We start from the raw sequence: 23,190 nt of genomic DNA, 5'->3' as shown, positions 1-23,190 counted from the left end.
GCCGCCGCCGATGGGTGATCGGGGCCTGGCCGTCTCGCTCGATGACGCTGGTGGGCGCCTCATCGTCGAGACGTGACTGCGATCACATGAGGATGGGCTACCGGCAAGTATTAGTCAATCGACTTGGACAAATGACCGGGCCTTGTCGTCCACATGGCGATACACGAGGTATGGCTGCGGTCAGAGAATAGGTCGAGTGACCAAGACGCTTGACTTTGTCGTGTGACCCAGCGCACCATCAGCGATGTGCGCTTGTCTGTACAGCGCTCTCGCCCACGGCGGCACATCGCGGTGACGTCATCCGGACTGATGTGAGCCCCTCGCTGGGCCGACCTTTGGAGAGACCCATGCCCGTGAAACGTCGGCGGGGACCAGCCCTGCTTGTCGCCCTGATCACCACCTTCAGCATGCTGGCCATGCTGGGCGTCGGAGCTGCGCCGGCGCGCGCGGAGGCCGGCGGCGGCGCGTTCGCCGCCAACGACGACTACTGCATGGGGCAGTGCAACGACATCTTGCCGCCGGGCAACAACGGCACCGCGACGTTGGCGCAGATCCTGGCGTACGACACGCTCGGGACGAAGCCTGCTCACACCGATGACCAGCTGGGCAAGTACTCCAGCCTTGTTGACGGCTACAAGGGTCTGTCCGACTCCTCGCTGAGCAGCTATTTCAACGACTCCTCGTTCGGCGTCCCGGCCGACCAGGTCGAGAGCAGCATCAAGCCGGGCGGCCGAACCGACGTCACCATCGTGCGCGACAAGGCGACGGGGACTCCCCATATCAACGGCACGACACGCGCCGGGACGGAGTACGGCGCCGGTTACGCGGCCGGGCAGGACCGGCTGTGGATGATGGACATCTTCCGACACATCGGCCGCGGCCAGCTCACCGGTTTTGCGGGCGGCGCCGAAGGCAACAGAGTCTTGGAGCAGCAGTTCTTCCTGCAGGGTGCCTACAACGAACCCGAGATGCAGGATCAGGTCGACCGGCTCGCCAAGAGCGGACCTCGCGGCGCACAGGCAGTCCAGGACATCAAGGACTACCTCGGCGGAGTCAACAAGTACATCGCCGACGCCAAGTCCGGCCTGTACTTCCCGGGTGAGTACGACGCCACCGGCAACGCGAACATTCTGACCGGCGACGGCATTGAGGACTTCAAACCCACCGACCTGATTGCGATCGCGACTGTGGTCAGCGCGCTGTTCGGTTCGGGTGGCGGCAACCAGGTGCAGTCCGCACTGGTGAAGGCAGCCGCCGAGCAGAAGTACGGGCCGACGAAGGGCGCGCAGGTCTGGCAGTCCTTCCGTGAGCAGAACGACCCGGAGGCGGTCAACACGCTGCACGACGGCCAGTCCTTCCCGTACGCCGGCAGCCCGGCCAACCCGGTCGGCGTCGCCATGCCGGACAAGGGCTCGGTGACCGCTCAGCCCGTCGTCTTCAACCCGACCGGATCCGCAGTGACGCCCGCGACGGCAGCCACGGCCAAGACGTCCATGCAGGCCTTGAAGGCTCGTACCAAGGCTCCGACGTCGACCCGCCAGTCCACGACTGCGAAGGCCAACCTGGCGAAGAAGCCCGACCTGAAGAAGACCAAGGGCATGTTCAAGAAGGGCGTGCTGCCGGCGAACCTGTTCTCCGAGAAGCACGGCATGTCGAACGCGCTGGTCGTGGGCGGTGCCCACTCCAAGGACGGTCACCCAGTGGCGGTGTTCGGACCGCAAACCGGCTACTTCGCACCGCAGCTGCTGATGCTGCAGGAGCTGAACGGCCCGGGGCTGAAGGCGCGCGGTGCGGCCTTCGCCGGTCTCAACATGTACGTGCAGCTCGGCCGTGGGCAGGACTACTCCTGGAGCGCGACGTCCGCGGGCCAGACGATGACCGACACCTACGCCGTCACGCTGTGCAACGCCGACGGCAGCCCGGCTACGAAGGACTCGGTGGCCTATCTCGACAACGGCACCTGCACACCGATGACGCGGATCCAGCGCGATGACGCGTGGTCACCGACCCTGGCTGACTCCACGGCCGCGGGCTCCTACTCGCTCGTGGCGTACCGAACGAAGTTCGGCATCGTGCAGTACCGAGCGACGATCGGAGGCAAGCCGACGGCGTACACGACCTTACGGTCGACGTACATGCACGAGCCGGACACGCTCCTCGGGTTCCAGATGTTCAACGACCCGGCCGTGATGACGGGGACAGCGGGGTTCCAGCAAGCGGCGTCCAACATCGGCTACACGTTCAACTGGTTCTACGTGGACAGCAAGCACACGGCGTACTTCAACTCGGGCCTCAACCCGACCCGCGCGCCGAACGTCGACCCGAACCTGCCGATCCAGGCGAGCAGCACGACGCAATGGCGCAACTGGGACCCGACGACCAACACGGTGGCCGGCATCCCCGACAGCGCCCACCCGCAGTCGGTGGACCAGGACTACTACATCTCCTGGAACAACAAGATCGCCAAGGACTACACGGCCGGTACGTTCGGCAACGGCTCGGTCTATCGCGCCAATCTCCTGGACAAGCGGGTCAAGGCGATGGTCGCCAGCGGCAAGCCGGTGACGCGTATCTCACTGACCCAGGCCATGGAAGACGCTGCCGTCACCGACCTGCGCGGTGAGGACGTCCTGCCGGAGCTGCTCGCTGTCGTGGAGTCGGCGCCGATCACCGACTCCAAGCAGCAGGCCGCAGTCACGGCGCTGAAGGCCTGGGCCGGAGCCGGTTCGCAGCGCAAGGAGACCAGCGCGGGCAGCAAGACGTACGCCCACGGCTCGGCGATCCGCACCATGGACGCCTGGTGGCCGCTGCTGGTCAAGGCTGAGTTCGCTCCCGGGATGGGCGAAGACATGTACACCGCCATGACCAAGGCCCTCACCATCGATGAGTCGCCATCCACCGGCGGTGAAGGCGTCACGCACAAGGGCTCCTCGTTCCAGTACGGCTGGTGGTCCTACGTCGACAAGGACCTGCGTGCCGTCCTCGGCAAGCCGGTCGCAGGTGGTCTCGGCGCGAAGTACTGCGGTGGCGGCGACCTGGCGCAATGCCGCAGCACGCTGCTCAGCACCCTGACCCAGGCTGCTGCGACGCCGGCCTCCACGGTCTACCCCGCGGATGACACGTGTGATGCAGGCGACCAGTGGTGCGCCGACTCGATCGTGCAGAGCCCCCTCGGTGGCATCCACGACGACAACACCAACTGGCAGAACCGCCCGACTTTCCAGATGGTCGAGCAGTTCCCGGCGCACCGCGGCGACAACCTCGCCGACGTGGCGCTGAACAAGACGGCGAGCGCCACGAGTGAGGAGTCGCGCTTCCTCGCCTCCAAGCTTGTTGCGGGCAACGCGGTCGACGGTGACCCGAGCACGCGGTGGGCCAGCTACAACTGGGCCGACAACGAGTCGCTGACCGTGGACCTCGGCAGCTCACAGAAGATCGGGCGCGCCGTCCTCAACTGGGAGGATGCGTACGGCAAGGCGTACAGCATCCAGGTCTCCCAGGACGGTCTGAACTGGCGCACGGTGTGGTCCACGACCACGGGTGCCGGCGGCAAGGACAACGACTCGTTCGTACCCACCACCGGCCGTTACGTGCGGATGCAGGGCATCAAGCGAGGGACGTCGTACGGCTACTCGGTCTACGACTTCTCGGTGTACGCCCAGTAGCGAAATCTGTTCAGAGGCAAGGGAGCTCGCACGGCCACCAGGTCGTGCGAGCTCCCTGCTACGGGTGCAACGGAGTCGCGACGACGATGCGGTTGTGGTCGTAATGCCCTGTGCGACGGTCGAATCGGCCGGTGCACGTGATCATCACGAGGCGACCCGCCACGCTCTGCGAGAACGTGTCGGTGCTGGTGGCGAGGCTCGTCTTGGGGATGTCGCGCACCGAGGTGATCCGGTAGTCCTGGTTGAGGTGGCCGTCGGTCAGAGTGACGAGGTCACCGGTCCGTGCGCGGAGCAGCCGCACGAAGAACCCGAGCCCGCCGGTGGTCGTGTCGATGTGGCCCGCGATCACCACGCTGCCGTAGGTCTCGCCGGCGAGAGCGCCGCCGCGCCACCAGCCCACCTGACCGGCGCCGGTCGGAAGGCCGAGCTGTCCCGCTGCGGTCGTGTCGACGGCACGGACGGGGGCGCGGTCACCGCCGCGGCCGAGGATGACGTAGGTCGGCGCGAACGTCCGCTGCTGGCTGGCCGCCGGGGTGCCGACCTGGGCCAGGGGCGAGTCGGTACCGGTGCGGCTGCCGGCGGGAAGTCCGGACGGTGCGACCGGCGTGGAGACAGCGAGCCGGCGACCGCTGCTGGTAGCGGCGGTCGCCGGCTCCGGAACCGTCCGGCCGTGCTCGAGCCGTAGAGCCGTCGCGGCCGCTCCTGCTGTACCGGCGACAAGGAGGGCTGTCGCAAGCAGCACAAGACGGTGGCGGCGCGTACGACGGATCATCGAGCTCGCGATTCGGCCGTGCGGTCCGACTCAGGTGCGTGTCGCGCGGCGACGACGCAGTGTGACGGCGGCTGCTCCGACGACGAGAACGCCTATGCCCCAGGGGATTGCGGCGCCTCGATCTCCGTCGTGTGATGAGTTGATGAGGGCGGCTGCCTGCCCGCCAGACCCGGCGTCGACCCGGTTGGGCGTCGTCCCGTTGCCGCGGGCGGGCAGCGGCAGGACCTGTACGACGGCGTCCATCGTGCCTGTGGCAGCGACCCCGATCGCGAACACTCGGGTGAGCGCCGACTTGGCGACCGGCAGGTCGACCGGACCGAGGACCACGGGTCCCGTCGTCGCGGTCGGAACGATCTCGACCGGGTACGTCGCGGCCGGCACCGTGAGGGTCAGGGACTCGCCGCTCGCGATGTTGGAGAACAGCACCTTGCCCTTGACCCGGATATCGGCGGGGCCGACGGCGGCCGTGTGGGCCACGACGAGACGTCCGCTCGCGTTGGCCACGGGCGAGAGGTCGTTGGCGTACGTCGTGATGACCGGCTTCGCTGCGGGATCGACCTGGCGATGCACGACGACATCAACACTCGACCCGGCTGTGACCTTGATGGTGGACGTGACGTCCTGAGCCGTACCAGGCCCATCGATCGCCACGCTGTGTGTGCCGGCGGGCAGGGCGAGGGGGCCGACGATCGCCTTGGCGGCCGCCCCGGGATCGACCTGCTTGCCGTCCACGCTGATCGACACCGTTGAACCGGCAACCCCCTGCACCACATAGACGTTGGCGTTGGCGTCCTTGGCCGATGCGTCGGCGGTGGGAGCGAGTGTGATGGCGACCGCGGCCGTGGACGCGGCGAGCAAGAAACGGCGTGAGAACGGGCCGAGCATGGCGTGACTCCTGGATCCCCCGAGCTCGCGAGAGCGAACTGTCTGTCTCGGAACGTAACGGCATCAGCGGGCCGCCAGACGGCTTTTTGCAATTACCACAGATGGCGAAGGAAATGGGCTTTAGCCTGTGGCTAGATAGGGGAGGTTCGATGAGGCATCGCGTTGGGGTTCGGCGTGCACTCGGTTCGGCGGTGGCTGCGGGCCTGCTCGTCGCCGCTGCCGCTGCCGTGCGCGCCGACTCGCCTCGGCCGGTGGTGGCCACCGGGACCCTGTCTGTTGCCGCGCCCAAGGTGGTGGTCATCGCCCCGCAACGCACAGATGCCTTGGCCCTGCGCCACGCACCGGCGCGTACGACGGGGCCGGGCATGACGACTCCTGGCACCTATCTCGCGGCGGAACCCGACGCGACCGGCGCCTTCGAAGTGATCGAGAGGATTCGACTGACACACGCCGTCTCCAAGGTGGTTCTACGCCGTCCGGTCCTGCCGAATCTGCCTGGCCTGCAAGGGGTTCGGCCCACCGTGACGACGCTCCAGGCGCAGAGCGGCAGCCAACCTGTGGCGCTGCCGACGTCCGCTCTGGGCAGCGGGTCAACCATCGTCAGGTTGCCGGCCCCGGCCCGGGACCTCTCGCTGCGCTACCGCCTGCAGGCGGCCACGACGCGGAGCACTCCGGCACCGATCGGTCGGGTGCTCGTCGGACTCGCGCCGATCACGACCGGGGCGACCGGCGCCGTCATGATCGACGTGGTCGGCGCTGGGATCCGCAACCTCGTGTGCCCGCAGCTGGACGTCACGGCTCAGGTGTGCGGGGTGCAGCGTGGACAGACGTGGAGTGCCGGACCGCTCGCGCGCGATCAGTCAGCGGTCATCGCCCAGGTGGACCTACCCAGCCCCGGTGGGTCGTGACCAGCCTGACAGTGGGCCTCGGCGACGAAGGGCTGCGCACCGCGATCGTGGGTATGGCCCGCGTGCTGAGCTACCTCGGGTTCGTCATCCTCGTCGGCATCACGTTCTTCATCACCTGGCTGTGGCCCGAGGGGCGTGTGCTCTGGGTGTTCTACCGGTTGCTCCAGATCGGTGCGGTGCTGACCTTCGTCTCGTCGGCCGTGATCCCGGTCCTCGTCGCCACCTCGGGGTGGGCGAGCTACGGGGGGCGCGAGGGAGCGTGTGCGCTCACGCGGATGGCCCTGGTCGCTATCGGTTACGCCTTCATCGTCGACGTCCTCAACTCCAGTCGGCATCACCGACTGCTCATCAGCGCGTGGCAGTTCCTCATCGTGGAGACCTATGTTCTCGGTTCCGATGCCTGGGGCGGTGTGTGGGCGCCCGTCAAGGTCATCGCGACCACCTACCACCTCTACGCGACGGCTGCGTGGCTCGGCGGACTGCTGGCTCTGGCAGCCGTGCTCATCCCGAGCACGTCGCTCGAGGTGCTGCATGGCGTCCTGCCGAGGTTCTCGATCGTCGCCATCGTCAGCGTCATCACGCTGACCGTCACCGGAGTCCTGCACGCCCTGGTCGTGGCCGGCGGCGTCAGCGAGTTGGTGGACAGCTCGTACGGCACCGTGCTGATGATCAAGATCGTCGTCTTCGCCGTGATGCTGCTGCTCGGCAACATCGGCCGCAGCTACGCCGCGCGCATCGGAAAGCGCAAGGTGACGGACATCGATGACGCAACGCCTCCCGAGAGCGTGCAGGCCTTCGCCGTCGCCATCGGTGCCGAGTTCGCGCTCGCTGTCGGCGTCCTGACCGCGACTGCAGCGCTGGTCCACGTCGTTCCTAAGTGAGTTTGCATTATCACAAGTTTGGCCACGAAAACGTAAAGATCGTGTCATGGTCAAGTCATGACGGGGAGGCATACAGCGGGACGGGGTGTGTCCGTGCGAGTGCTGTGGGTGGTCGCACTGGCCACGGCGCTCGTCGCAGGCGGGGTCGGGGCGTGGGCGGTGACGGGCCCCGGTGGCGCGCCTGTTGAGGGAGCGCGTCAACCGGGGGCCGTCGTCGCCTCGTCGCGTTCGGCGGCCGGAGCAGTGCCAGGCAACCAGCAGGCATCCACGGGGGACGGCGCACTCTCGGCCTGCCGGGACGAGGTCCGAGCGGGTGAGGCGGTGGCGAGCGCTGGAGCCTCGTCGGCCACGCACTGGCGTACGCACACCCAGGCCCAGGTGCTGGTCGACGCCGGCAAGATCGACGTGAAGGAGTCCAAGGCGCGCTGGGCGGCGAGCAAGAAGTTCGGTCCGTCCGATGTCGCCAACTTCGGCAAGGCGGACGCGGCCTATCAACCCAAGGCCGGCGCCTGTGAACGGATGGGTCAGGTCAGCGTGGCTCGAAACGCCGCACCGGCCGCGGCCTGCGCGAAGCGCGCCAATGCCCTCGCCGACGTCGCTCGCGCGGCCCGCCCCATCACCGCATCGTGGGAGCACCATCAGCAGATGATGAAGACCAAGCCGCACGACGAGGCGGGCGCCGCCTTCGGTGACTACATGGGTATGTGGCAAGGGATGGTCAAGGGCGCTACGCCGCAGCTCAAGGCGTACGACGCTGCGGCGGACGCACTCGCGAAGACGCCGGCCTGCCCGGCCTCCTGACACGCGGCCTCCTGACACGCCGTCGACTGTCCCGCGGGCCGTCGCGCCCGGCGCGACCGTACGCTGGAGCGCATGCATTCTTCGAGGCGTGGATGACCCCCGGTGAGCGCGCAGATAGCCGTCCTCGCCACCACGCCGACCGACTCCAACACTGAAGGGTTCCTCCCCGCAGCCGTCCGTCGCGGAGCCCAGGTGATCCTGCTGACCGCCTACCCCGAGGTGCACCGGGCGGCGTACGCCGGCACACCGCTTGCGGAGCACGTCACGGTCGTGGAGTGCCGGGTCGAGGACCATCGTGAAGCGCTCACGGCGCTGGCCGGTCAGCGTGTGGCCGCCGTCTTCTCGGGCAGCGACCACCTACAGATGCAGACGGCGCTCGTCGCCGACTTCCTCGGGCTGCCCGGGAAGGACTGGCGGGTGGCGTGGCGAGTCAAGAACAAGGCGCTCATGCGGGAGCACCTGGCCGCCGCGGGCGTTGACAAGGTGTGGTCGCTGCAGCTGCGCCCCGATGATCCAATTCCCTTGTCGCCCATGCCGTTTCCCGTCGTGGTCAAGCCGCGCGAGGGTGTGGCCAGCGAGGACGTCGAGCTCTGCTCCGACGAGCGAGCGCTGGCGACCTGTGTCAGCAGCATCCGACGGCGGCGGCCTGGTGCGGTGCTCGTCGTCGAGGAGTTCCTGCCGGGTGAGCTGCGCACGCTGGAGACGCTGGGCGATGGGGAGCGCAGGCACGTCCTCGGCGGATTCTGCACCGAGCTCGGCAAGCTGCCGTACTTCATCGAGGAGCGGATGCACTTCGACCCCGCGCCCGACCCGGAGGTGGTCGCGCAGGTCCTCACGGCGCTCGATGCGCTCGGCGTCGGATTCGGGATCTGTCACACGGAGTTCGTGGTGCACGAGGGGCGCGCGCGGCTGATCGAGGTCAACTACCGGGCCATCGGCGACCAGTGTGACCTGATGCTGCCCGACCTGATCGATGTGCCGATCTTCGATCTCGCGCTGGGCGTGCACTGTGGTGAGGCCCTGCCAGAGGCACTCCCGACACGGACCGACGGCCGAGCCCGGCTGGAGTACCTGTGTGCCCGACGGTCCGGCACCTTGGTGCGCGCTCCCGGGTCGGTGGATCGTGTCGAGGACGGCGTCACCCTCGCCTACCGGCCGCTGCGCGAGCTGGGTGTCACGGCCAACGTCACCATGACCAACCGGGACTTCCTGGGTGTCGTACGCGCGCGTGGACTCGACCAGGCGCGTGTCGATGCCGTGGTGGCCGGCTTCGTCGCGGACAACGAGTGGCGGATCGCCTGAGCATGACGTCGGCGGAGAGCGCCCTGGTGCACCGTCTGCTCGACGCCGTGCTGCGCGAGGACGTGTGGGGCTGGCGCACCGAGGGCAGGCTGATCGATGGCCACTGGTTGCACGCGCCGAGAGGCGACCTGGCCGTACGAGTTCGGCCCGGCTGCGTGAGCGACTGGACGGTGGTCGAGCCCGTCCTTGCCGACGCGGGGGTGACGGTCTCCGGACTGGACGCGGTGCTGGGTCGCTTGGAGCGGCTGGTCGACCCGGTCGATGCCGAGGGCTTCGCCAGCTGGCGGCAGGAGTGTGCCGCCGCGCTCACGGCCGACGAAGCGCTCCCGGCACGCCGCTCGGTCGCGCGCACCCGAGGCGAGCGGCCGGCGTACGACACCGATCCGTACGCCGCCACGCTCCCACTCGAGTCGGCCGCAGCTCATCTCGGGCACCCGGTCTATCCGACCGGGACCGCCAGGCTCGGCCTGTCTGCAGACGAGGTCGACCGCTACGGGCCGGAGTCGCTCGCCCGGTTTGCGCTGCGGTGGCTGCGGGTCCCTGCGGGCGACGTGCAGGGGACTCTGAAGGATGTGCCCACGTGGTGGCCGTCGAGCGATCCGGGGCATCTGCACCTGCCTGTTCATCCGCTGATGGCGCCTCGGTTGGGGGATCTCGCGGGATCGCTGCTCCCCGCAGAGGAGGTGGAGGTGGTGGCGACGCTGTCGATGCGGACCGTGTCCGTCTGTGCTGACCCGCGCTACGCGCTCAAGCTGCCGCTGCCCACGGCGTCACTCGGAGCGCGCAACGTGCGGTCGATCAAGCCGGGCAGCCTGGTCGACGGCGCGGTGGGGGAGCGACTCGTCCGCGCGCTGGTCGCCGACGACCCGCGGTGGAGCTCGCTGATCCTGCACGCCGACGAGCAGACGTACGCGCATCTGGGTCGGGCGGACGCGGCGGTCTTGATTCGTCGCCTCCCGGATGTTCCAACTGGTACGACCGTCACGCCCCTCGCTGCCCTTCCTGCCTCCCGGTTCGACAGTGAGCTGGTCGTGGAGGGGCTCGCGCGTGAGCTGGGCTGTACGGCTCACGAGGTCTTCGCGAGGGTCTGCGGCCTGGTCGTGGGACTGGCCACCTGGCTGTACGAGCGCGGCGTCGCCTTGGAGGCCCATCAGCAGAACATCGCGCTGGTGACATCGCAGGGCCAGCCGATGCGACTGCTGCTGAAGGACAACGACGGGCTCAGGGTGCTGCCCGGCCGGCTCCCGGTGGCACTGCAGGGTTGCGTCGACGACTTCGACGACGGGCGCATCGTGGTCGACCGAGCGGGCCCGCTGCGGGATCTGTTCGTCACGATCAGCGTCCATCTGGTCGCTGGTCAGCTGGCCGTCGCGCTGGCCGACGCCGGTGTCGCCGACCGCGTGCAGCTGCTGCGGACGGTGCGAGACGCGCTGAGCGGAGCGATCGACGTGGTGGACGATCCCGACATCGCCCAGGAGCTGCGGCGCGACGTCCTCGACGCACGGCGATGGCCGGTCAAGGCGATGGTGACGGCGGGCACTCTGCTGAGCAAGGAGCGCTCGGGCGCGAGTGACATCAACAAGTGCTACGTCGACGGGCCCAACTACCTGCGTACGGTGTAAGGATGGCCTAAGCCGCCGCGACACAGTGATCGCAATCGTCATTGTTCGCAACGCTGTTCACGTGTCACCGCAACCCGTTGTCCACGATTTGGAGCACCCATGACCGCTCTGACCGACGTGGTGATCGACGATGTGGCGGCGCAGACTCTGCTGCGGACCTTCGTGCGCGAGGTGGCCGCGCCGGACCATCAGGTCGACCTCACGTCCGAGCACCTGCTGGTCTGTCTACCTCGCACCGGCCAACGCCTGCGCGTTCGGCTGGCCCGTCGCAGCCACACGGACAACCACCGTTTCATCGGCCCCGTCGAACGTGTCGACGCGCGGCGCTGGTCGGCCGTCGACGCAGCGGGTCTTGGCGAGCTGGTCGCCGCGGAGCTGACGGTCGTGACGGGCGTCCGAAATTCGGAGTTCGCGGAGCAGCTGCGAGAGTCTGTCCTCGGCAGCACGCGTGCGCACCGAGCGGTCATCGACCGTGTGCGCCGGCCGGCGGTGACCGTACGCCAGGCGTACCTGGCGTCCGAGCAGGCACTCTGGGCCGGGCACCGTTGGCACCCGACGCCGAAGTCACGGGATGAGGACGAGGAGAGCTGGGCCAGGTTCGCGCCCGAGGCGGCACCGCGCATCGGCCTGCGTTGGCTGGCGATTCCCGCTGAGGCAGCCATCGGCGCGGACGCGCGTGGTGGCGCGCAGGTCAGTCGTTCGGCACTCGCCGGTGGTCCCGATCCGGGCCACGGACGCGTGGCGCATCCGGTGCATCCCTGGCAGTGGCAACGGATCCGGCACTCGCCTCACGTGCGAGACCTGTTGCGCTCCCGTGCTATTCGCGATCTCGGTCAGGGGCCGGCCGATCACGATCCGACCAGCTCCGTACGCACTCTGCTGGGTCCCCAGCACTTCGTGAAGTTCAGTCTCGGAGTGCGCATCACCAACTGTGTCCGACGGCATGCGCCGTACGAGCTCACCGGCGCCATGCACCTCGATGAGCTGATCGGCGACACGTTGGCCGATCTTGGACCGTCGGGGGTCCACTTCCTGCGCGAAACCGGTTGGCGCAGTGCGCAGTTCGATGACGACCCTGGGGTGATCGCCGACCTGGGGCTGATCGTACGAGAGGGTCTGGACGACGTGCTGGAGCCCGGCGTGACGCCGCTCGTGGCGGCCACTCTCGCGGCCGAGCACACCGGACCGGCCGGACAGCTGGCCGCCGTCACGGATGCGCAGCGCGGTCACGAGTGGTGGGAGCGCTACCTTCGCCTGCTCGTGCCCTATGTGATCGAGGCCTACACCGCTCACGGCATCGTCACCGAGCCGCACCTGCAGAACGTCGTCGTCGGTGTGGCCGCTGACGGCATGCCCGTCCAGGTCTTCCTGCGAGACCTCGAAGGCGTCAAGCTCCTGCCGCGCTGGCGTGATCGGCTGCAGTCGGTCGACCCGGTGACGGCGTCCAGGCTCGTGTACGACGACCGCGCGGGTTGGCAGCGCGTCGCGTACTGCCTGATGGTGAACAACCTGTCCGAGTTCGTCGGCGCGCTCGCGGATCTCGGCTGCGACGAGGGCGCGCTGTGGGCGCAGGTGCGCGAAGAGCTCGGCCGGTGCGCCTCCGGGTCAGGAAGCCATGAGATCCGTGCGCTGCTCGATGGCGCATCCGTGCCGGCGAAGTCCAACCTGCTGGTCCGTTGGCGTCGGCGAGCGGACCGTGCAGCGGACTATGTGCCGGTCGTCATGCCCTTGGCGGCGCACCACGCGTCTCGCGCCATGGTGTCGGCGTGAGTGCGGTCCTCGACCTCGCCGCTGCTATCGACGAAGGCGAATTACCTTGCTACATCTACGATCTGGACGGATTGCGGGCTCGGGCCGAGCAGGTGAGGCGGACCCTGCCACCTGGCGTCGAGCTCTACTACGCCGCCAAGGCCAACCCTGACGCCGAGCTGCTCCGGACCCTGGCCGATCACGTCGACGGCTTCGAGACCTCGTCCGCTGGTGAGACGGCGCACGTCGCGCAGGTCGTGCCGCACGGTCGGCTGGCGGTCGGCGGGCCCGGCAAGTCGAAGGACGACCTCACGACGGCGGTGCGGCTCGGTGCACATCGCGTTCATGTCGAGAGCGTCACTGAGCTGGGGCGCCTGGCCGAGGTCGCCGATACGGAGGGGCGGGTCGTCGATGTGCTGCTTCGGATCAATCCTCCAGAGGCGCCCACGGGGCTCGACGCCTTGCCGCTCGCGATGGGTGGGCGAGCGACGCCGTTCGGGATGGAGCTGCCTGACGTCGAGCGCTGTCTGGCACGGCTCTCGGGGCTGACTTCGTTGCGGCTGAAGGGATTTCACTTCCACGTCGCCTCTGGCCTGGACCCGGCAGGGCACGCCGCTGTTGCCGCATCCGCTATACGGACTGTTGCCCAGCTGGAGCGAGACTTCCGGCTGGCTCCGGGCGAGGTCAACCTCGGCGGCGGCATGGCCGTTGACTACGCCAGCGTGGATGGCGGCTTCGACTGGGCGGACTGGGCGTCCCGCATCGGCCAGCTGCAGGTCGGGGAGCGCATCTTGCGGATCGAGCCCGGGCGGGCGATCACCGCGCCGTGCGGGCACTACGTGACCGAGGTCCTCGACGTGAAGGAGAGTCATGGCGAGGAGTTCGTGATCGTGCGCGGGGGCACGCACCATCTGCGCACTCCCGCAGCCCGGGGCCATGACCAGCCGGCACAGGTCGTACCCATGTCGGGATCGACGGAGCCACGGGTCCACGGGCAGACAGCACAGCTCGTCGGTCAGCTGTGTACGCCGAAGGATGTGCTCTCCCGTCATGCGCCGCTACAGGGCGCCGGGCTGGGGGATCGCGTCGTGCTGTCGATGGCGGGGGCTTACGCGTGGAACATCAGCCACCACGACTTCCTCATGCACCCACACCCGACGGTCCGCTACCTGTCCGGTGCGTAGGCACGATCGCTCAGGATGACCGTGTGGTCGGCTCCTCGAACAGCGTGAGCTGGAGCCCGGCCGGGCCGTTCAACCGCGCGTTGACGGAGTTCCATGGCGTGCGCGTCGGAGGTGCGACAAGCACGGCGCCGGCCCGGACCAGCCGATCGGTCGCCTCCGTAGCGTCGCCGACCTCGAAGGCGACCCTGATGTGCGGGCTCACCCGGTGGCCGACCTCGACGCGGTCGATCATGTCGACCTGAGCCGGGTTGGAGATCTCGAGCGTTGCTCGCCCCACGTCGAGGATGGTGACCTTCTCGCCGTCGTCGCCGTGGATCTGCAGCTCCTCGACGGAACCGAGGACGTCGCGGTAGAACGCGACCGCCTCGTCGTAGTCAGCGGCCTCCACGACGACGCGCATCTGGCGAACCGGGCCGTCTTCGGTGGTCATGCAGTCATCGTCGCGCGCACCGCTCAGCCGCAGGTGCTTTTGGCCGGCTTGCCCGCGAACCGATCGGTCAGCCAGGCGAACGCACCCGGGATGCTGCCGAGGGCGTACCCGACGTGTCCGGGCACGTAGGTCAACCGGTACTCGACCGTCGCGCCGCCGGCGCACCAGTCGCGGTAGGAGCCCTGGTTGAACTCGGGGCGGATGATCTCGTCGAGCGCGGACTGCTGGATGAGCACCGGTGCCGTCGGAGCCTGGCCACCGATGCGGTTGTCCGCGAAGACTGCGTTGGTCGTGGGGTCGGTGTACGGGTCGACGGTCAGGAGCGGGCTGAGCTTGGCGAACGGGTTCGACGCGACCAGGGCGATCTGGCAGAGGTCGCCGACACGCGCGGCCTCCTTGCGGCCGGCGTCGCTCAACAGGCCTTGCAGTGCTGGGTATTCGCGGATGAGGCCGAAGCCGCCGCCGACCACGAAGCCGGCGAACGGGCCACCGTCCAGACCCTTGAGCGTCAGCTTGATGTCGCCTGGGAAGGCTCCGGCTGCGAAGCCCTTCACGTTCAGCTCGGGCGCGTACGTCGGGTGCAGCTGGGCAGCCCACGCTGTCGCCTGGCCGCCGCCCGAGTATCCCCACGCACCAACGGGAGTCGTGGGTGTGAGGCCGGCCTCGGGCAGCCGGAGCGTGCCGCGGATGCCGTCGAGTACCGAATGGCCGGCGACCCTGCCAGCAGTCCAGGCCATCTTCGGGCCCTGGTAGTCCGTGATGACCGCAGCCCAGCCTGCGCTGAGCGCGGTGTAGATTCCCGTGACTTCCTTCTCCAGCCCCTGACGGAGTCGGTACGACGGATTGCATTGCGTACCAAGGCTGTCCGTCGCGATCTGGAACGACAGCAGATTGCGTTGGCCGATCGGGGGAGTCAACGGGACGAACACGGTGCTCACGTTGGCGATCGCCTTGCCGTGAGCATCGGTGCTGCGCACCAGGATCTGGTACGCCTTCGCCGGCACCTTGATGCCGTACGTGTACGCGCTGATCTCGCGCTTGCGCAGGACCGTTCCGGGCTCGCGCTGCTCGTAGCCGGAAGGCGGTTGGTAGAACGGGTCGTCCTTCGGCGGCACCAGCGGGGGATCAGCGGCAGCAGGCGTACTGGATGAGGCGGCCTGGGCAGGGGATGGCGAGAGGGCGAGGGCAGCCGCGAACGACGCGATCACCAGGAGCACCAGCAAGAGCCGGCTCGATGGCCTTGTGCGGTGGATCATCTCTACTCCAATCGTTCGGGCCTGAGCGGGGAGGCTCGGGCTCACTCCTCGGTCGAACGGTGGCTGCGGACGGCCTGCTTGATCAGCATCCCGCGCGCGACCTTGCCAGTGGCGGTATAGGGGATGTCATCAACGACCATGACCTCCCGCGGGACCTTGAACCTGGCGAGCCGAACGCGTACGGCTTCCTTGACTTCGTCCTCCGTCGGATGGTCGTCCTCGCGGACCAGGTAGACCCGGAGTCGTTGGCCGAACTCCTCGTCCGGGACCCCGATCGTGGCGACCTCGACCACGCCCGGCATCGCTGACACCAGGTCGTCGATCTCACCGGCGAAGACGTTCTCGCCGCCCGACACGATCATGTCGTCGTCCCGACCGTCGACGAACAGCCGACCATCGGCATCCCAGTGCCCCAGGTCGCCCGTCCCGAGCAGCCCTTCGAGCTGCGGCTTGGTGCCGCCTCCGCTGTAGCCGTCGAACGCCAGCGGGTTGCCGACGAAGATCCGGCCGGAGACGTCGGGCCGCGTGATGACCTGGTCCTGGTCATCGACGATCCGTACGACTACGCCGGTCGGTGGGCGGCCGACCGTCCCGGGAGCGGCCGTCCAGTCCTCTGCGGTTGCGATCGTGGCGAGTGCCACCTCGGTACACCCGTAGAGGTTGTGCAGCACCGGCCCGAACCGCTCGACCACCCGTTCGCCGAGGCCGGCTGTAAGCGGCGCCCCGGCGCTGAGAATGACGCGCAGACTCGGGAGCGCCCTGCGCAGCTGCCCCTCCTCGAAGGCCACGATCCGCTGCAGCATCGTCGGCACCGCGACCAGCATCGTGACCTGGTGCGCACGCATCGCGCGCATGGTGCCCGCCGCATCGAACCGGCGGCGCAGAACGACCGTGCAGCCCAGCGCGAACGCGATGGTGAACTGCGACATGCCCGTGCCGTGGAAGATCGGGGCGGCGACGAGGACGACGTCACCTCGACGCATCGGGATCCGCTCGAGAAACTGCGCCGCAACGAGAGGCGACCGGACCGTACGCGGGGCGCCCTTGGGCGTACCGGTCGTGCCACCGGTGAGCAGGACGAAGCCACGGTTGGTCTTCGGCCACGGGACGGATTCGACTGCATCGCAAAGAGATTCGCGTTCGATCAGGTCGCACGTCGAGGGCATGCCGTCGACCTCGCCGTATGCGACATACGTCGGAATATGCCTCTCGAGACCATCGAGCTGCGGGGCGAGGTCGGCGTCGGCCACCAGCACATCGACCCCCTCGCGCCGGGCCACATCGGCCAGCTGGGGCCCGCTGAAGCCGGTGTTGAGCAGGACCAGCCGCCCACCGAGCTTGCCGACCGCGACCATCGCTTCGACGGCCTGGCGGTGATCTCGGCACAGCACGCCGACCGTGGTCTCGATGCTGAGTCCGTTGGCCAGCCAGGCACGGGCCAGGGCGGTCGTACGGGCATCGAGCTCGGCGTACGTCGTCGCGCCCTCGTCGTCGATGATCGCCGCCCGGTCGGGGTCTCGTCGCGCTGACGCGGCGCACGCACCGGCGATGGCGCCGAGCGAGCGAGTGGCTCGGGAGGCGTACAACAGCTGGCGCGGTCGACCCATCTCGATCAGACCGGCGGACTGCAGCACGCGGACGCCGCGGAGGAGGTGAGGCATCGGACCACCTAAAGAGAAAATCCATCGTTTTAGATAGGATCCTGACTGACCGTACAGTGGGTCACTCCCAAGGACAAGGGGTGCTGATGACTGAGCGTCGGTACGCCGGTCGTACGGCCGACGAGCGCTCGACGGAGCGGCGCGAACGCCTGCATGCCGCGGCGATAGAGCTCTTCTCCCAGGACGGCTACGCCCCCACCACGATCAGCCGGCTCTGCGCGCTGTCGAACGTCTCGACCCGCCACTTCTACGAGCAGTACCCCGGCAAGGAAGATCTCCTGATCGACCTCTACACGCGGCTGACGACCGAGTCGCTGATCAATGTCGGCGAGTCGCTTGCCAGCACGCAGGGCGCGCCGGCCCTTGAGCGGATCCCGGCGGCCATCCGCGCCTACCTGGCCAACCCGCTGCAGGATCCGCGCGTCGCCAACGTCGCCTTCGTCGCCGTCGTCGGGGTGAGCCCTCGGGTGGAGGAGCTACGCCTGTCGTTCCGGGCTGGGATCGTCGAGACCTTCGAGCGTGAGACCGCCGACGCAGTCGAGTCCGGTGAATTGCCGCGCCAGGACTACCGATTCGTCGCTCTCGCCGTGATCGGGGCGGCCAACGTCGTTGTCCACGACTGGAGCCTCCGGCACGACGGCGATCCCGAGAGGGTGATGGATCAGCTCTGCGATCTGGCCGTCACCATCGCGCTGGGACGGCAGACAGCGTGACCCGCTGGACGACCCTCACGGAGTAGGCAGTGGCACGGTCGGATCGCGTCGAAGCGAGTCGAGGACGACGCGCACTGCTGCGCGGGGTGGCGCGCCGCGACGGATGGCCGCGGTGATGGTGCGGATCTCCGGAGTGGCCAGCTGCCTGGTCGTCACGTCGTAGCGACGGTGGTCGACCGCCAGGGCAGGCAGCAGCGCGATGGACAGCCCGGCCTCGACGTGCTGCAGCGCCATCATGTAGTTGCTGAAGCGGCACACGACACGCGGTTCGAACCGCGCCTGCCGGCACAGCCGCAGCGCGAGGTTGGCCATGTACGACTGCGCGATGTCGAACGCCCATGGCTCGTCGGCGAAGGCCGCCAGGTTGACCGGACCGCGCCCGGCCGGGTGCCCGGGCGGCAGGACGAGGAGGATCTCGTCGGTGGCCAGCGGGACCAGGTCGAGGTCCGGCCCCAGGGGCTGTTCGTCGAAGTCCGTGGTGGTGATGACGATGTCTGCGTCGCCGACCCGCAACGCCGGCATGCTCGCGTGCGGCTCCAGCTCGAGGATCTCGACGTCCAGATGCGGGTACGCGCGCGCCAGCCGGGTCACCGCTGGCACGGCCAAGGTGTGGATCGCGCTCTGGAACGCCCCCAGCCGTACCAGCCCTGAGGGTTCGTCGCCGAAGCCGCGCAGCTCCGTCTCGACGCTGTCCATGTGATCGAGGATGGAGCGCGCCCGCCGGGCCAGGATCAGACCGGCCGAGGTCAGCCGCACCCGGCGCCCCGTGCGCTCCAGGAGCTGGGTGCGCGTCTCGGTCTCGAGCACGGCAAGCTGCTGGGACACGCTCGACGGGCTCAGATTGGCAGCCTGGGCCACGGCGCGGATGGTGCCGAGCGTGTCCAGCTGGCTCAGCAGCTTGAGCCTCCACGGGTTCATCACGCACTGGATTCTTGTACGGATCTACCGAACAGGACAGCCGGAAATGCGAGATGGACGTGTTGCTCGGCGGCTGCCTACGGTCGAGGACATGCCTGACCTCGCGAACGCCTTCTGGACCGATGCCGAGCGGCATCTCGTGCGCTACGGATCCGCGTTCACCCCCGAGATCATCGATCGCGCCGCCGGGAGCTTCGTGTTCGCCGCGGACGGCCGAAAGATCCTCGACTTCACGTCTGGCCAGATGAGCGCGATCCTCGGCCACTCCCACCCGCGGATCGTCGAGACCGTCCAGCGACAGATCGCCACGCTCGACCACCTTTACAGCGGCATGCTCAGCCGCCCGGTCGTGGACCTCGCGCGCCGCCTGGCCGAGACGCTGCCCGAACCGCTGGAGAAGGTCCTGCTGCTGACCACCGGCGCGGAGTCGAACGAGGCGGCCATCCGGATGGCCAAGCTGGTCACCGGCAAGCACGAGATCGTGTCGTTCGCCCGCTCATGGCACGGCATGACCCAGGCCGCCGCATCCGCGACCTACAGCGCGGGTCGCAAGGGCTACGGTCCGTCCGCGCCCGGCAACTTCGCCATCCCGGTGCCCAACCCCTACCGGCCGGACTTCACCAACGTGGACGGCTCGCTGGACTGGAAACGGCAGCTCGACTTCGCCTTCGACCTGATCGACGCCCAGTCGACCGGCAGCCTGGCCGCGTGCCTCGTCGAGCCGATTCTCAGCTCGGGCGGTGTGATCGAGCCGCCGCTCGGCTACTTCTCTGCGCTGCAGGACAAGTGCCGCGAGCGCGGCATGCTGCTCATCCTCGACGAGGCCCAGACCGGTCTGTGCCGCACCGGGACCTGGTACGCCTTCGAGCGCGACGGCGTCGTCCCCGACATCCTCACGCTGTCCAAGACCCTCGGTGCGGGACTCCCGCTCGCGGCCGTGGTGACGAGTCCCGAGATCGAGCAGGAGGCGTACGACCGCGGTTTCCTGTTCTTCACTACGCACGTGGCCGACCCGCTGCCCGCCGCGGTCGGCAACACCGTCCTCGACGTGCTCATCGACGAGGAGCTCGACGCGCGTGCCCGGTCACTCGGCGACTACCTCCGCAAGGGTCTGATCGACATCGCCGGGCGGCACTCCGTGGTCGGCGACATCCGCGGCCGGGGCCTGCTCGCCGGGCTCGAGCTCGTCGTGGACCACGAGACGAAGCAGAGCTCCGACGAGCTGGGCACTCGGGTCACCAAACGCTGCCTCGAGCTCGGCCTGCACATGAACATCGTGCAGCTGCCTGGCATGGGTGGCGTCTTCCGGATCGCCCCGCCACTGACGGCGACCGAGGACGAGCTCGCCCTCGGCTTGGCGATCCTGGATCAGGCGATCGGCGACTGCGCGGTCCGTTAACCAGCCACTGCTGACGCCGGTGGGACGAACGTCGACACGAGCGCTTGGTGGGCTATCGCCGCGAGCTGGTCATCGCTGAGTCCGGCGCGCAGCCGGGCGGTTTCGTGCTCCTGGGCGAGGGTCACGCCGCTCACGCGCGGGTTGTCCGTGTTGAGAGTGACCGGGACGCCGCGCTCGTGCAGGACCTTGACCGGATGGGTCTCGAAGCTCGCCGCTGCCCGGGTCTGCACGTTGCTCGTGAAGCAGAGCTCGAGCGCGATGCCGTGCTCAGCAAGGTGGTCCATCAGTCTGGGGTCCTCGACCGCGCGGACACCGTGGCCGACCCGCTCGACGCCAAGGTGCTTGATGGCCGCCCAGACCGACTCGGGTCCGGCGCCCTCGCCGGCGTGGGCGGTGAGGTGGAGACCTTCCTCGCGCGCCGTCGCGTACGCCGGCGCGAACAGCTCTGCCGCGAAGCCGGCCTCGTTCCCCGCGATGTCGATGGCGCAGAACTGGTCCCGGCGGCTGAGGATCGTGGCGAGCTGGGACAGGGCGGCGTCCGGGCCGAGGTCGCGGAGCATGATCCCGACCAAGCCGACCCGCAGCTCGACGACGTCGAGCGCCAGGCGTACGCCCTCGGTCACCGCGTCGACGACGGCCTCGGGCGCGAGTGCCGTCTGTGAGCTGACGAACCACGGGCTGAACCGCAGCTCGAGGACATCGAGACCCTCGTCGTACGCGTCGAGCACGACTTCGCGGGCCGCGCGCACCCAGTCGTCCTCGCGGGTGAACGCGCTCGCGGCAACATCGACGCGGTCGAGGTAGGGCAGCAGCCCGTCGAGGCTGTCGTCGGCGACGAGGAGGTCGCGGGGACGCGGCGCGGCTGCGAGGTGATGGCCCTCGCGTCGGGCGATCTCCAGGATGGTGCTGGTCCGGACCGAGCCCTCGAGGTGGCGGTGCAGCTCGACGAGCGGGAGGCGGTTCATGCCACGACTCCCGTCCGGGCCGTGACGAAGGCGCGTGCGATGGAGCGGTCCAGCTCGGACGGCACTGGCTGTACGCCCGGTTCGAGACCGCCGGCGGCCACGGCTGCCAGCGAGCGCGCCTGGAGGGTGAACCCGAGGTCCATCGCCTCGATCGGGTTGCCGATGGCAGCAACCAGGTTGAGCATCCGGTTCTCGGCGAGGACAGAGATCCGGCGGCCATCCTCTTGCTGGTGGACGCGGTAGTAGCTCGCGGCTCCGATGACCGGCCCGAGGAGGGCGAGGTCGAGCTCCCAGGCGTGATGGCTGACGCCGGCGACAATGACGCCATCGCGGAGCAGCGTGACCTCGTCGGGCCCGACGACGCCGGGTGCACCGGTCGCGAGGAAGAGCAGCCGCGTCTGCGGCAGCGCGTCGGCCAGCGGCGCAACGGCGAAGCCCTCCATCAGAGCTTCGAGCGTGCGGTAGGGGTCGGTGTCGACGACGGTGACGAGGGCGCCGAGCTGGCGCAGTGTCTGGGCGACACCGCGGCCGCACGGGCCGTAGCCGACGACCGTCGCGAGGGTGCCGGGCACCATCAGGTTGGTGGCGTTCATGAAGCCCTGGACGACGGATTGGCCTACGCCGAAACGGTTTTCGACCATCAGCTTGAGCTCGCTGTCGTTGATCACCACGACGGGGAAGTCCGGCTGCTGTTCGTGCGCACGCAGCAGCATCGCGCCGGTCGTCGTCTCCTCGGTGCCGCCGAGGAAGTGCGGGCTGCGCGGCCGGCCGAGCAGCCCGAGAGTCAGATCGGCGCCGTTGTCGAGGAGCAGGTGCGGGTCGATGGCGAGGACGTCGTCGATACGAGGAGCCTTGTCCGCGGCGTCGGCATGGACGAGTACGCCGTCCGCAGCCAGGGCCTCCGCGGTCTCCGGGCGGGTCGTACCGGGTGAGCCGGTCAGCGCGACCGTTGCGCCGTGCTCCACGAGGAGTCGGCACAGCACGGCGGTCTTGGGTTCGATGTGCAGGCACATCGCGATGCGCAGGCCGGCGAACACGTCGCCGATCTCGTCGAATGCCGCGTGGATCAACGGCATGTGGTCGGCGGTCCAGTCGATGCCGGGCGCGGGCAGGGCAGGGTGCAGCAATGGGTCGTTCATGAGGGGATCCGATCGGGAGTAGTAGCGAGGAGGCGGAAGACGCGCTCGCGCTACTGGTAGAGATCCGATCGGTACGAGTGGTCGCCGAAGATGACAGCGGGCAGCTCGGAAGCGGCGCAGGTCGGGGCGATCACGGTTCGAGGGTACGGCCTCACAGCCAATCGCACACTCCGTGCGCCCGAAGCGGATTGAAGATCGACATCCAGGCGAGATCCTTCTTCAAATTCGCCCGGTCTAAGTTCTGACCAAGAACGTCAGGACGGGCAGTTCTCAGTGAGCTTTACGGCTCCGAACGAAATGCGTGTGTCCTCGTTGATTGCTGTGCCGGGTGCGACGCTCTGGCTGCAGACCTTCCAGTTCCGGTCGAGGACCTGCGCTCGCCCGGCGCCAGTTGCATCGTCGGATCCGGTCACGAACAGCGGATTACCCGATTTGGCTTGGACGTCGTCTTGCGCCTCTTGGAGGCCCTTCCCGACTTCGTTGGGCATCGAGAACGAGACGGTCGGTGCCTCACTCGTAGGAGCGGCACCTGCGGGGCTGGCTGTCGGGGCCGGACGTGACTCTTCAGCGGACGTCGGCGCGGCAGACACTGTTGCGGTTACCGTTTTGACCGCGCTTGACCCATCCTCTGGCGAACAGGCCGACAGCAAACCCGCCGTCATCAAGGTCAGCGCCACCAGCACCTTGCGTTGCGTCTTCATCATTCCAATACCCCCAGTACGTTTGAACCCCGGTTGACGCTGATATCAGTCGAGTAGGCGGCCCCCGGCCAGCCATTGAGACAGCAACGATGTGTACGTCAGAGTACGGGCGTTCGTATGAATAACCGGCTGGAATCGTGTTCCTGCGCATCTCGAAAACGGCCTACCAGCGCCGCATGATTCTGCTAACCCAAACGGGAGATCGTCTCGCAAGGCCCACTCCTGGTCTGGCGACCAGC

At 68.4% G+C, this 23,190-nt stretch carries 19 protein-coding genes; 10 read left to right on the top strand and 9 right to left on the bottom strand.

The annotated features are described in order from the left end of the window. Positions 1-353: 353 nt before the first annotated feature. Positions 354-3,665, top strand: coding sequence for a penicillin acylase family protein (locus VV02_RS24175; protein ID WP_218917465.1), 3,312 nt, complete (start codon positions 354-356; stop codon positions 3,663-3,665). A 58-nt stretch (positions 3,666-3,723) separates the two neighbouring features. On the opposite strand, the gene VV02_RS24170 is transcribed toward VV02_RS24175, so the two are convergent. Both VV02_RS24170 and VV02_RS24165 read right to left on the bottom strand, forming a co-directional pair. Continuing rightward, positions 3,724-4,437 carry a class F sortase gene (locus VV02_RS24170; protein WP_157063541.1) on the bottom strand — a complete coding sequence of 238 codons (714 nt, stop codon included), beginning with the start codon at positions 4,435-4,437 and terminating at the stop codon, positions 3,724-3,726. 30 nt (positions 4,438-4,467) lie between these two features. Then, a complete protein-coding gene (locus VV02_RS24165) occupies positions 4,468-5,322 on the bottom strand; it encodes a DUF4397 domain-containing protein (protein ID WP_052595824.1) in 855 nt (284 codons plus the stop codon). 149 nt (positions 5,323-5,471) lie between these two features. On the opposite strand from VV02_RS24165, the gene VV02_RS24160 reads away from it, so the two are divergent. The 7 genes from VV02_RS24160 to VV02_RS24130 all read left to right on the top strand — a co-directional run bounded on the left by VV02_RS24160 (position 5,472) and on the right by VV02_RS24130 (position 13,769). Further along, positions 5,472-6,230: a hypothetical protein gene (locus tag VV02_RS24160; RefSeq protein WP_052595822.1), complete on the top strand. Its 759-nt coding sequence runs from the start codon at positions 5,472-5,474 to the stop codon at positions 6,228-6,230. Further along, positions 6,227-7,111: a CopD family protein gene (locus VV02_RS24155; RefSeq protein ID WP_052595821.1), complete on the top strand. Its 885-nt coding sequence runs from the start codon at positions 6,227-6,229 to the stop codon at positions 7,109-7,111. The genes VV02_RS24160 and VV02_RS24155 overlap by 4 nt, the downstream gene beginning before the upstream one ends. Before the next feature lie 93 nt (positions 7,112-7,204). Then, positions 7,205-7,912 carry a hypothetical protein gene (locus tag VV02_RS24150; RefSeq protein WP_157063540.1) on the top strand — a complete coding sequence of 236 codons (708 nt, stop codon included), beginning with the start codon at positions 7,205-7,207 and terminating at the stop codon, positions 7,910-7,912. 102 nt (positions 7,913-8,014) lie between these two features. Further along, positions 8,015-9,214, top strand: coding sequence for an ATP-grasp domain-containing protein (locus VV02_RS24145; RefSeq protein WP_052595817.1), 1,200 nt, complete (start codon positions 8,015-8,017; stop codon positions 9,212-9,214). Positions 9,215-9,216: 2 nt separating this feature from the next. Further along, positions 9,217-10,836 carry an IucA/IucC family protein gene (locus VV02_RS24140; RefSeq protein WP_052595815.1) on the top strand — a complete coding sequence of 540 codons (1,620 nt, stop codon included), beginning with the start codon at positions 9,217-9,219 and terminating at the stop codon, positions 10,834-10,836. A 99-nt stretch (positions 10,837-10,935) separates the two neighbouring features. Then, positions 10,936-12,606 carry an IucA/IucC family protein gene (locus VV02_RS24135; protein ID WP_052595813.1) on the top strand — a complete coding sequence of 557 codons (1,671 nt, stop codon included), beginning with the start codon at positions 10,936-10,938 and terminating at the stop codon, positions 12,604-12,606. Beyond that, a complete protein-coding gene (locus VV02_RS24130) occupies positions 12,603-13,769 on the top strand; it encodes an alanine racemase (protein ID WP_052595811.1) in 1,167 nt (388 codons plus the stop codon). The genes VV02_RS24135 and VV02_RS24130 overlap by 4 nt, the downstream gene beginning before the upstream one ends. 10 nt (positions 13,770-13,779) lie before the next feature. On the opposite strand, the gene VV02_RS24125 is transcribed toward VV02_RS24130, so the two are convergent. The 3 genes from VV02_RS24125 to VV02_RS24115 are packed head-to-tail and all read right to left on the bottom strand — an operon-like array spanning position 13,780 to position 17,116. After that, a complete protein-coding gene (locus VV02_RS24125; RefSeq protein ID WP_052595808.1) occupies positions 13,780-14,199 on the bottom strand; it encodes a VOC family protein in 420 nt (139 codons plus the stop codon). Between the two features lie 23 nt (positions 14,200-14,222). Then, positions 14,223-15,455 carry a lipase family protein gene (locus VV02_RS24120; RefSeq protein ID WP_052595807.1) on the bottom strand — a complete coding sequence of 411 codons (1,233 nt, stop codon included), beginning with the start codon at positions 15,453-15,455 and terminating at the stop codon, positions 14,223-14,225. Positions 15,456-15,496: 41 nt separating this feature from the next. Further along, positions 15,497-17,116, bottom strand: a complete 1,620-nt coding sequence (locus tag VV02_RS24115) for an AMP-binding protein (RefSeq protein WP_052595805.1) — start codon at positions 17,114-17,116, stop codon at positions 15,497-15,499. A gap of 86 nt (positions 17,117-17,202) precedes the next feature. Between VV02_RS24115 and VV02_RS24110 the strand changes: the two genes are divergently transcribed. Further along, on the top strand, positions 17,203-17,829 hold the full coding sequence (locus VV02_RS24110; RefSeq protein WP_157063539.1) for a TetR/AcrR family transcriptional regulator: 627 nt from the start codon (positions 17,203-17,205) through the stop codon (positions 17,827-17,829). Positions 17,830-17,844: 15 nt separating this feature from the next. On the opposite strand, the gene VV02_RS24105 is transcribed toward VV02_RS24110, so the two are convergent. Next, complete coding sequence (locus VV02_RS24105) at positions 17,845-18,747, bottom strand: LysR family transcriptional regulator (protein WP_245633233.1); 903 nt, start codon at positions 18,745-18,747, stop codon at positions 17,845-17,847. 91 nt (positions 18,748-18,838) lie between these two features. Between VV02_RS24105 and VV02_RS24100 the strand changes: the two genes are divergently transcribed. Further along, entirely contained in the window at positions 18,839-20,146 is a 1,308-nt protein-coding gene (locus VV02_RS24100; RefSeq protein ID WP_052597511.1) for an aspartate aminotransferase family protein, read from the top strand. Here the strand turns inward: VV02_RS24100 and add are convergent. The 3 genes from add to VV02_RS26590 form a co-directional block, all read right to left on the bottom strand. Then, entirely contained in the window at positions 20,143-21,111 is a 969-nt protein-coding gene (gene add / locus VV02_RS24095; RefSeq protein ID WP_052595799.1) for an adenosine deaminase, read from the bottom strand. The two genes, VV02_RS24100 and add, sit on opposite strands and share 4 nt — an antisense overlap. Beyond that, positions 21,108-22,250, bottom strand: a complete 1,143-nt coding sequence (locus VV02_RS24090; protein ID WP_052595797.1) for an adenosylhomocysteinase — start codon at positions 22,248-22,250, stop codon at positions 21,108-21,110. The genes add and VV02_RS24090 overlap by 4 nt, the downstream gene beginning before the upstream one ends. A gap of 254 nt (positions 22,251-22,504) precedes the next feature. Further along, positions 22,505-22,954, bottom strand: coding sequence for a PASTA domain-containing protein (locus tag VV02_RS26590; protein WP_157063538.1), 450 nt, complete (start codon positions 22,952-22,954; stop codon positions 22,505-22,507). Positions 22,955-23,190 lie beyond the last annotated feature (236 nt).

The organism is Luteipulveratus mongoliensis (assembly GCF_001190945.1).
In the GTDB taxonomy this organism is placed as follows: Bacteria; Actinomycetota; Actinomycetes; order Actinomycetales; family Dermatophilaceae; genus Luteipulveratus; species Luteipulveratus mongoliensis.
The sequence above is the reverse complement of the archived record's forward strand: the minus strand, read 5'-3'. Positions and strand labels throughout refer to the sequence as shown.

Coding starts and splice junctions, on each gene's coding strand:
- VV02_RS24110 (WP_157063539.1), top strand. CDS start 17,203: ATGACTGAGCGTCGGTACGCCGGTCGTACGGCCGACGAGCGCTCGACG.
- VV02_RS24100 (WP_052597511.1), top strand. CDS start 18,839: ATGCCTGACCTCGCGAACGCCTTCTGGACCGATGCCGAGCGGCATCTC.
- VV02_RS24160 (WP_052595822.1), top strand. CDS start 5,472: ATGAGGCATCGCGTTGGGGTTCGGCGTGCACTCGGTTCGGCGGTGGCT.
- VV02_RS24140 (WP_052595815.1), top strand. CDS start 9,217: ATGACGTCGGCGGAGAGCGCCCTGGTGCACCGTCTGCTCGACGCCGTG.
- VV02_RS24090 (WP_052595797.1), bottom strand. CDS start 22,250: ATGAACGACCCATTGCTGCACCCTGCCCTGCCCGCGCCCGGCATCGAC.
- VV02_RS24135 (WP_052595813.1), top strand. CDS start 10,936: ATGACCGCTCTGACCGACGTGGTGATCGACGATGTGGCGGCGCAGACT.
- VV02_RS24105 (WP_245633233.1), bottom strand. CDS start 18,747: ATGAACCCGTGGAGGCTCAAGCTGCTGAGCCAGCTGGACACGCTCGGC.
- add (WP_052595799.1), bottom strand. CDS start 21,111: ATGAACCGCCTCCCGCTCGTCGAGCTGCACCGCCACCTCGAGGGCTCG.
- VV02_RS24125 (WP_052595808.1), bottom strand. CDS start 14,199: ATGACCACCGAAGACGGCCCGGTTCGCCAGATGCGCGTCGTCGTGGAG.
- VV02_RS24170 (WP_157063541.1), bottom strand. CDS start 4,437: ATGATCCGTCGTACGCGCCGCCACCGTCTTGTGCTGCTTGCGACAGCC.
- VV02_RS26590 (WP_157063538.1), bottom strand. CDS start 22,954: ATGATGAAGACGCAACGCAAGGTGCTGGTGGCGCTGACCTTGATGACG.
- VV02_RS24120 (WP_052595807.1), bottom strand. CDS start 15,455: ATGATCCACCGCACAAGGCCATCGAGCCGGCTCTTGCTGGTGCTCCTG.
- VV02_RS24115 (WP_052595805.1), bottom strand. CDS start 17,116: ATGCCTCACCTCCTCCGCGGCGTCCGCGTGCTGCAGTCCGCCGGTCTG.
- VV02_RS24165 (WP_052595824.1), bottom strand. CDS start 5,322: ATGCTCGGCCCGTTCTCACGCCGTTTCTTGCTCGCCGCGTCCACGGCC.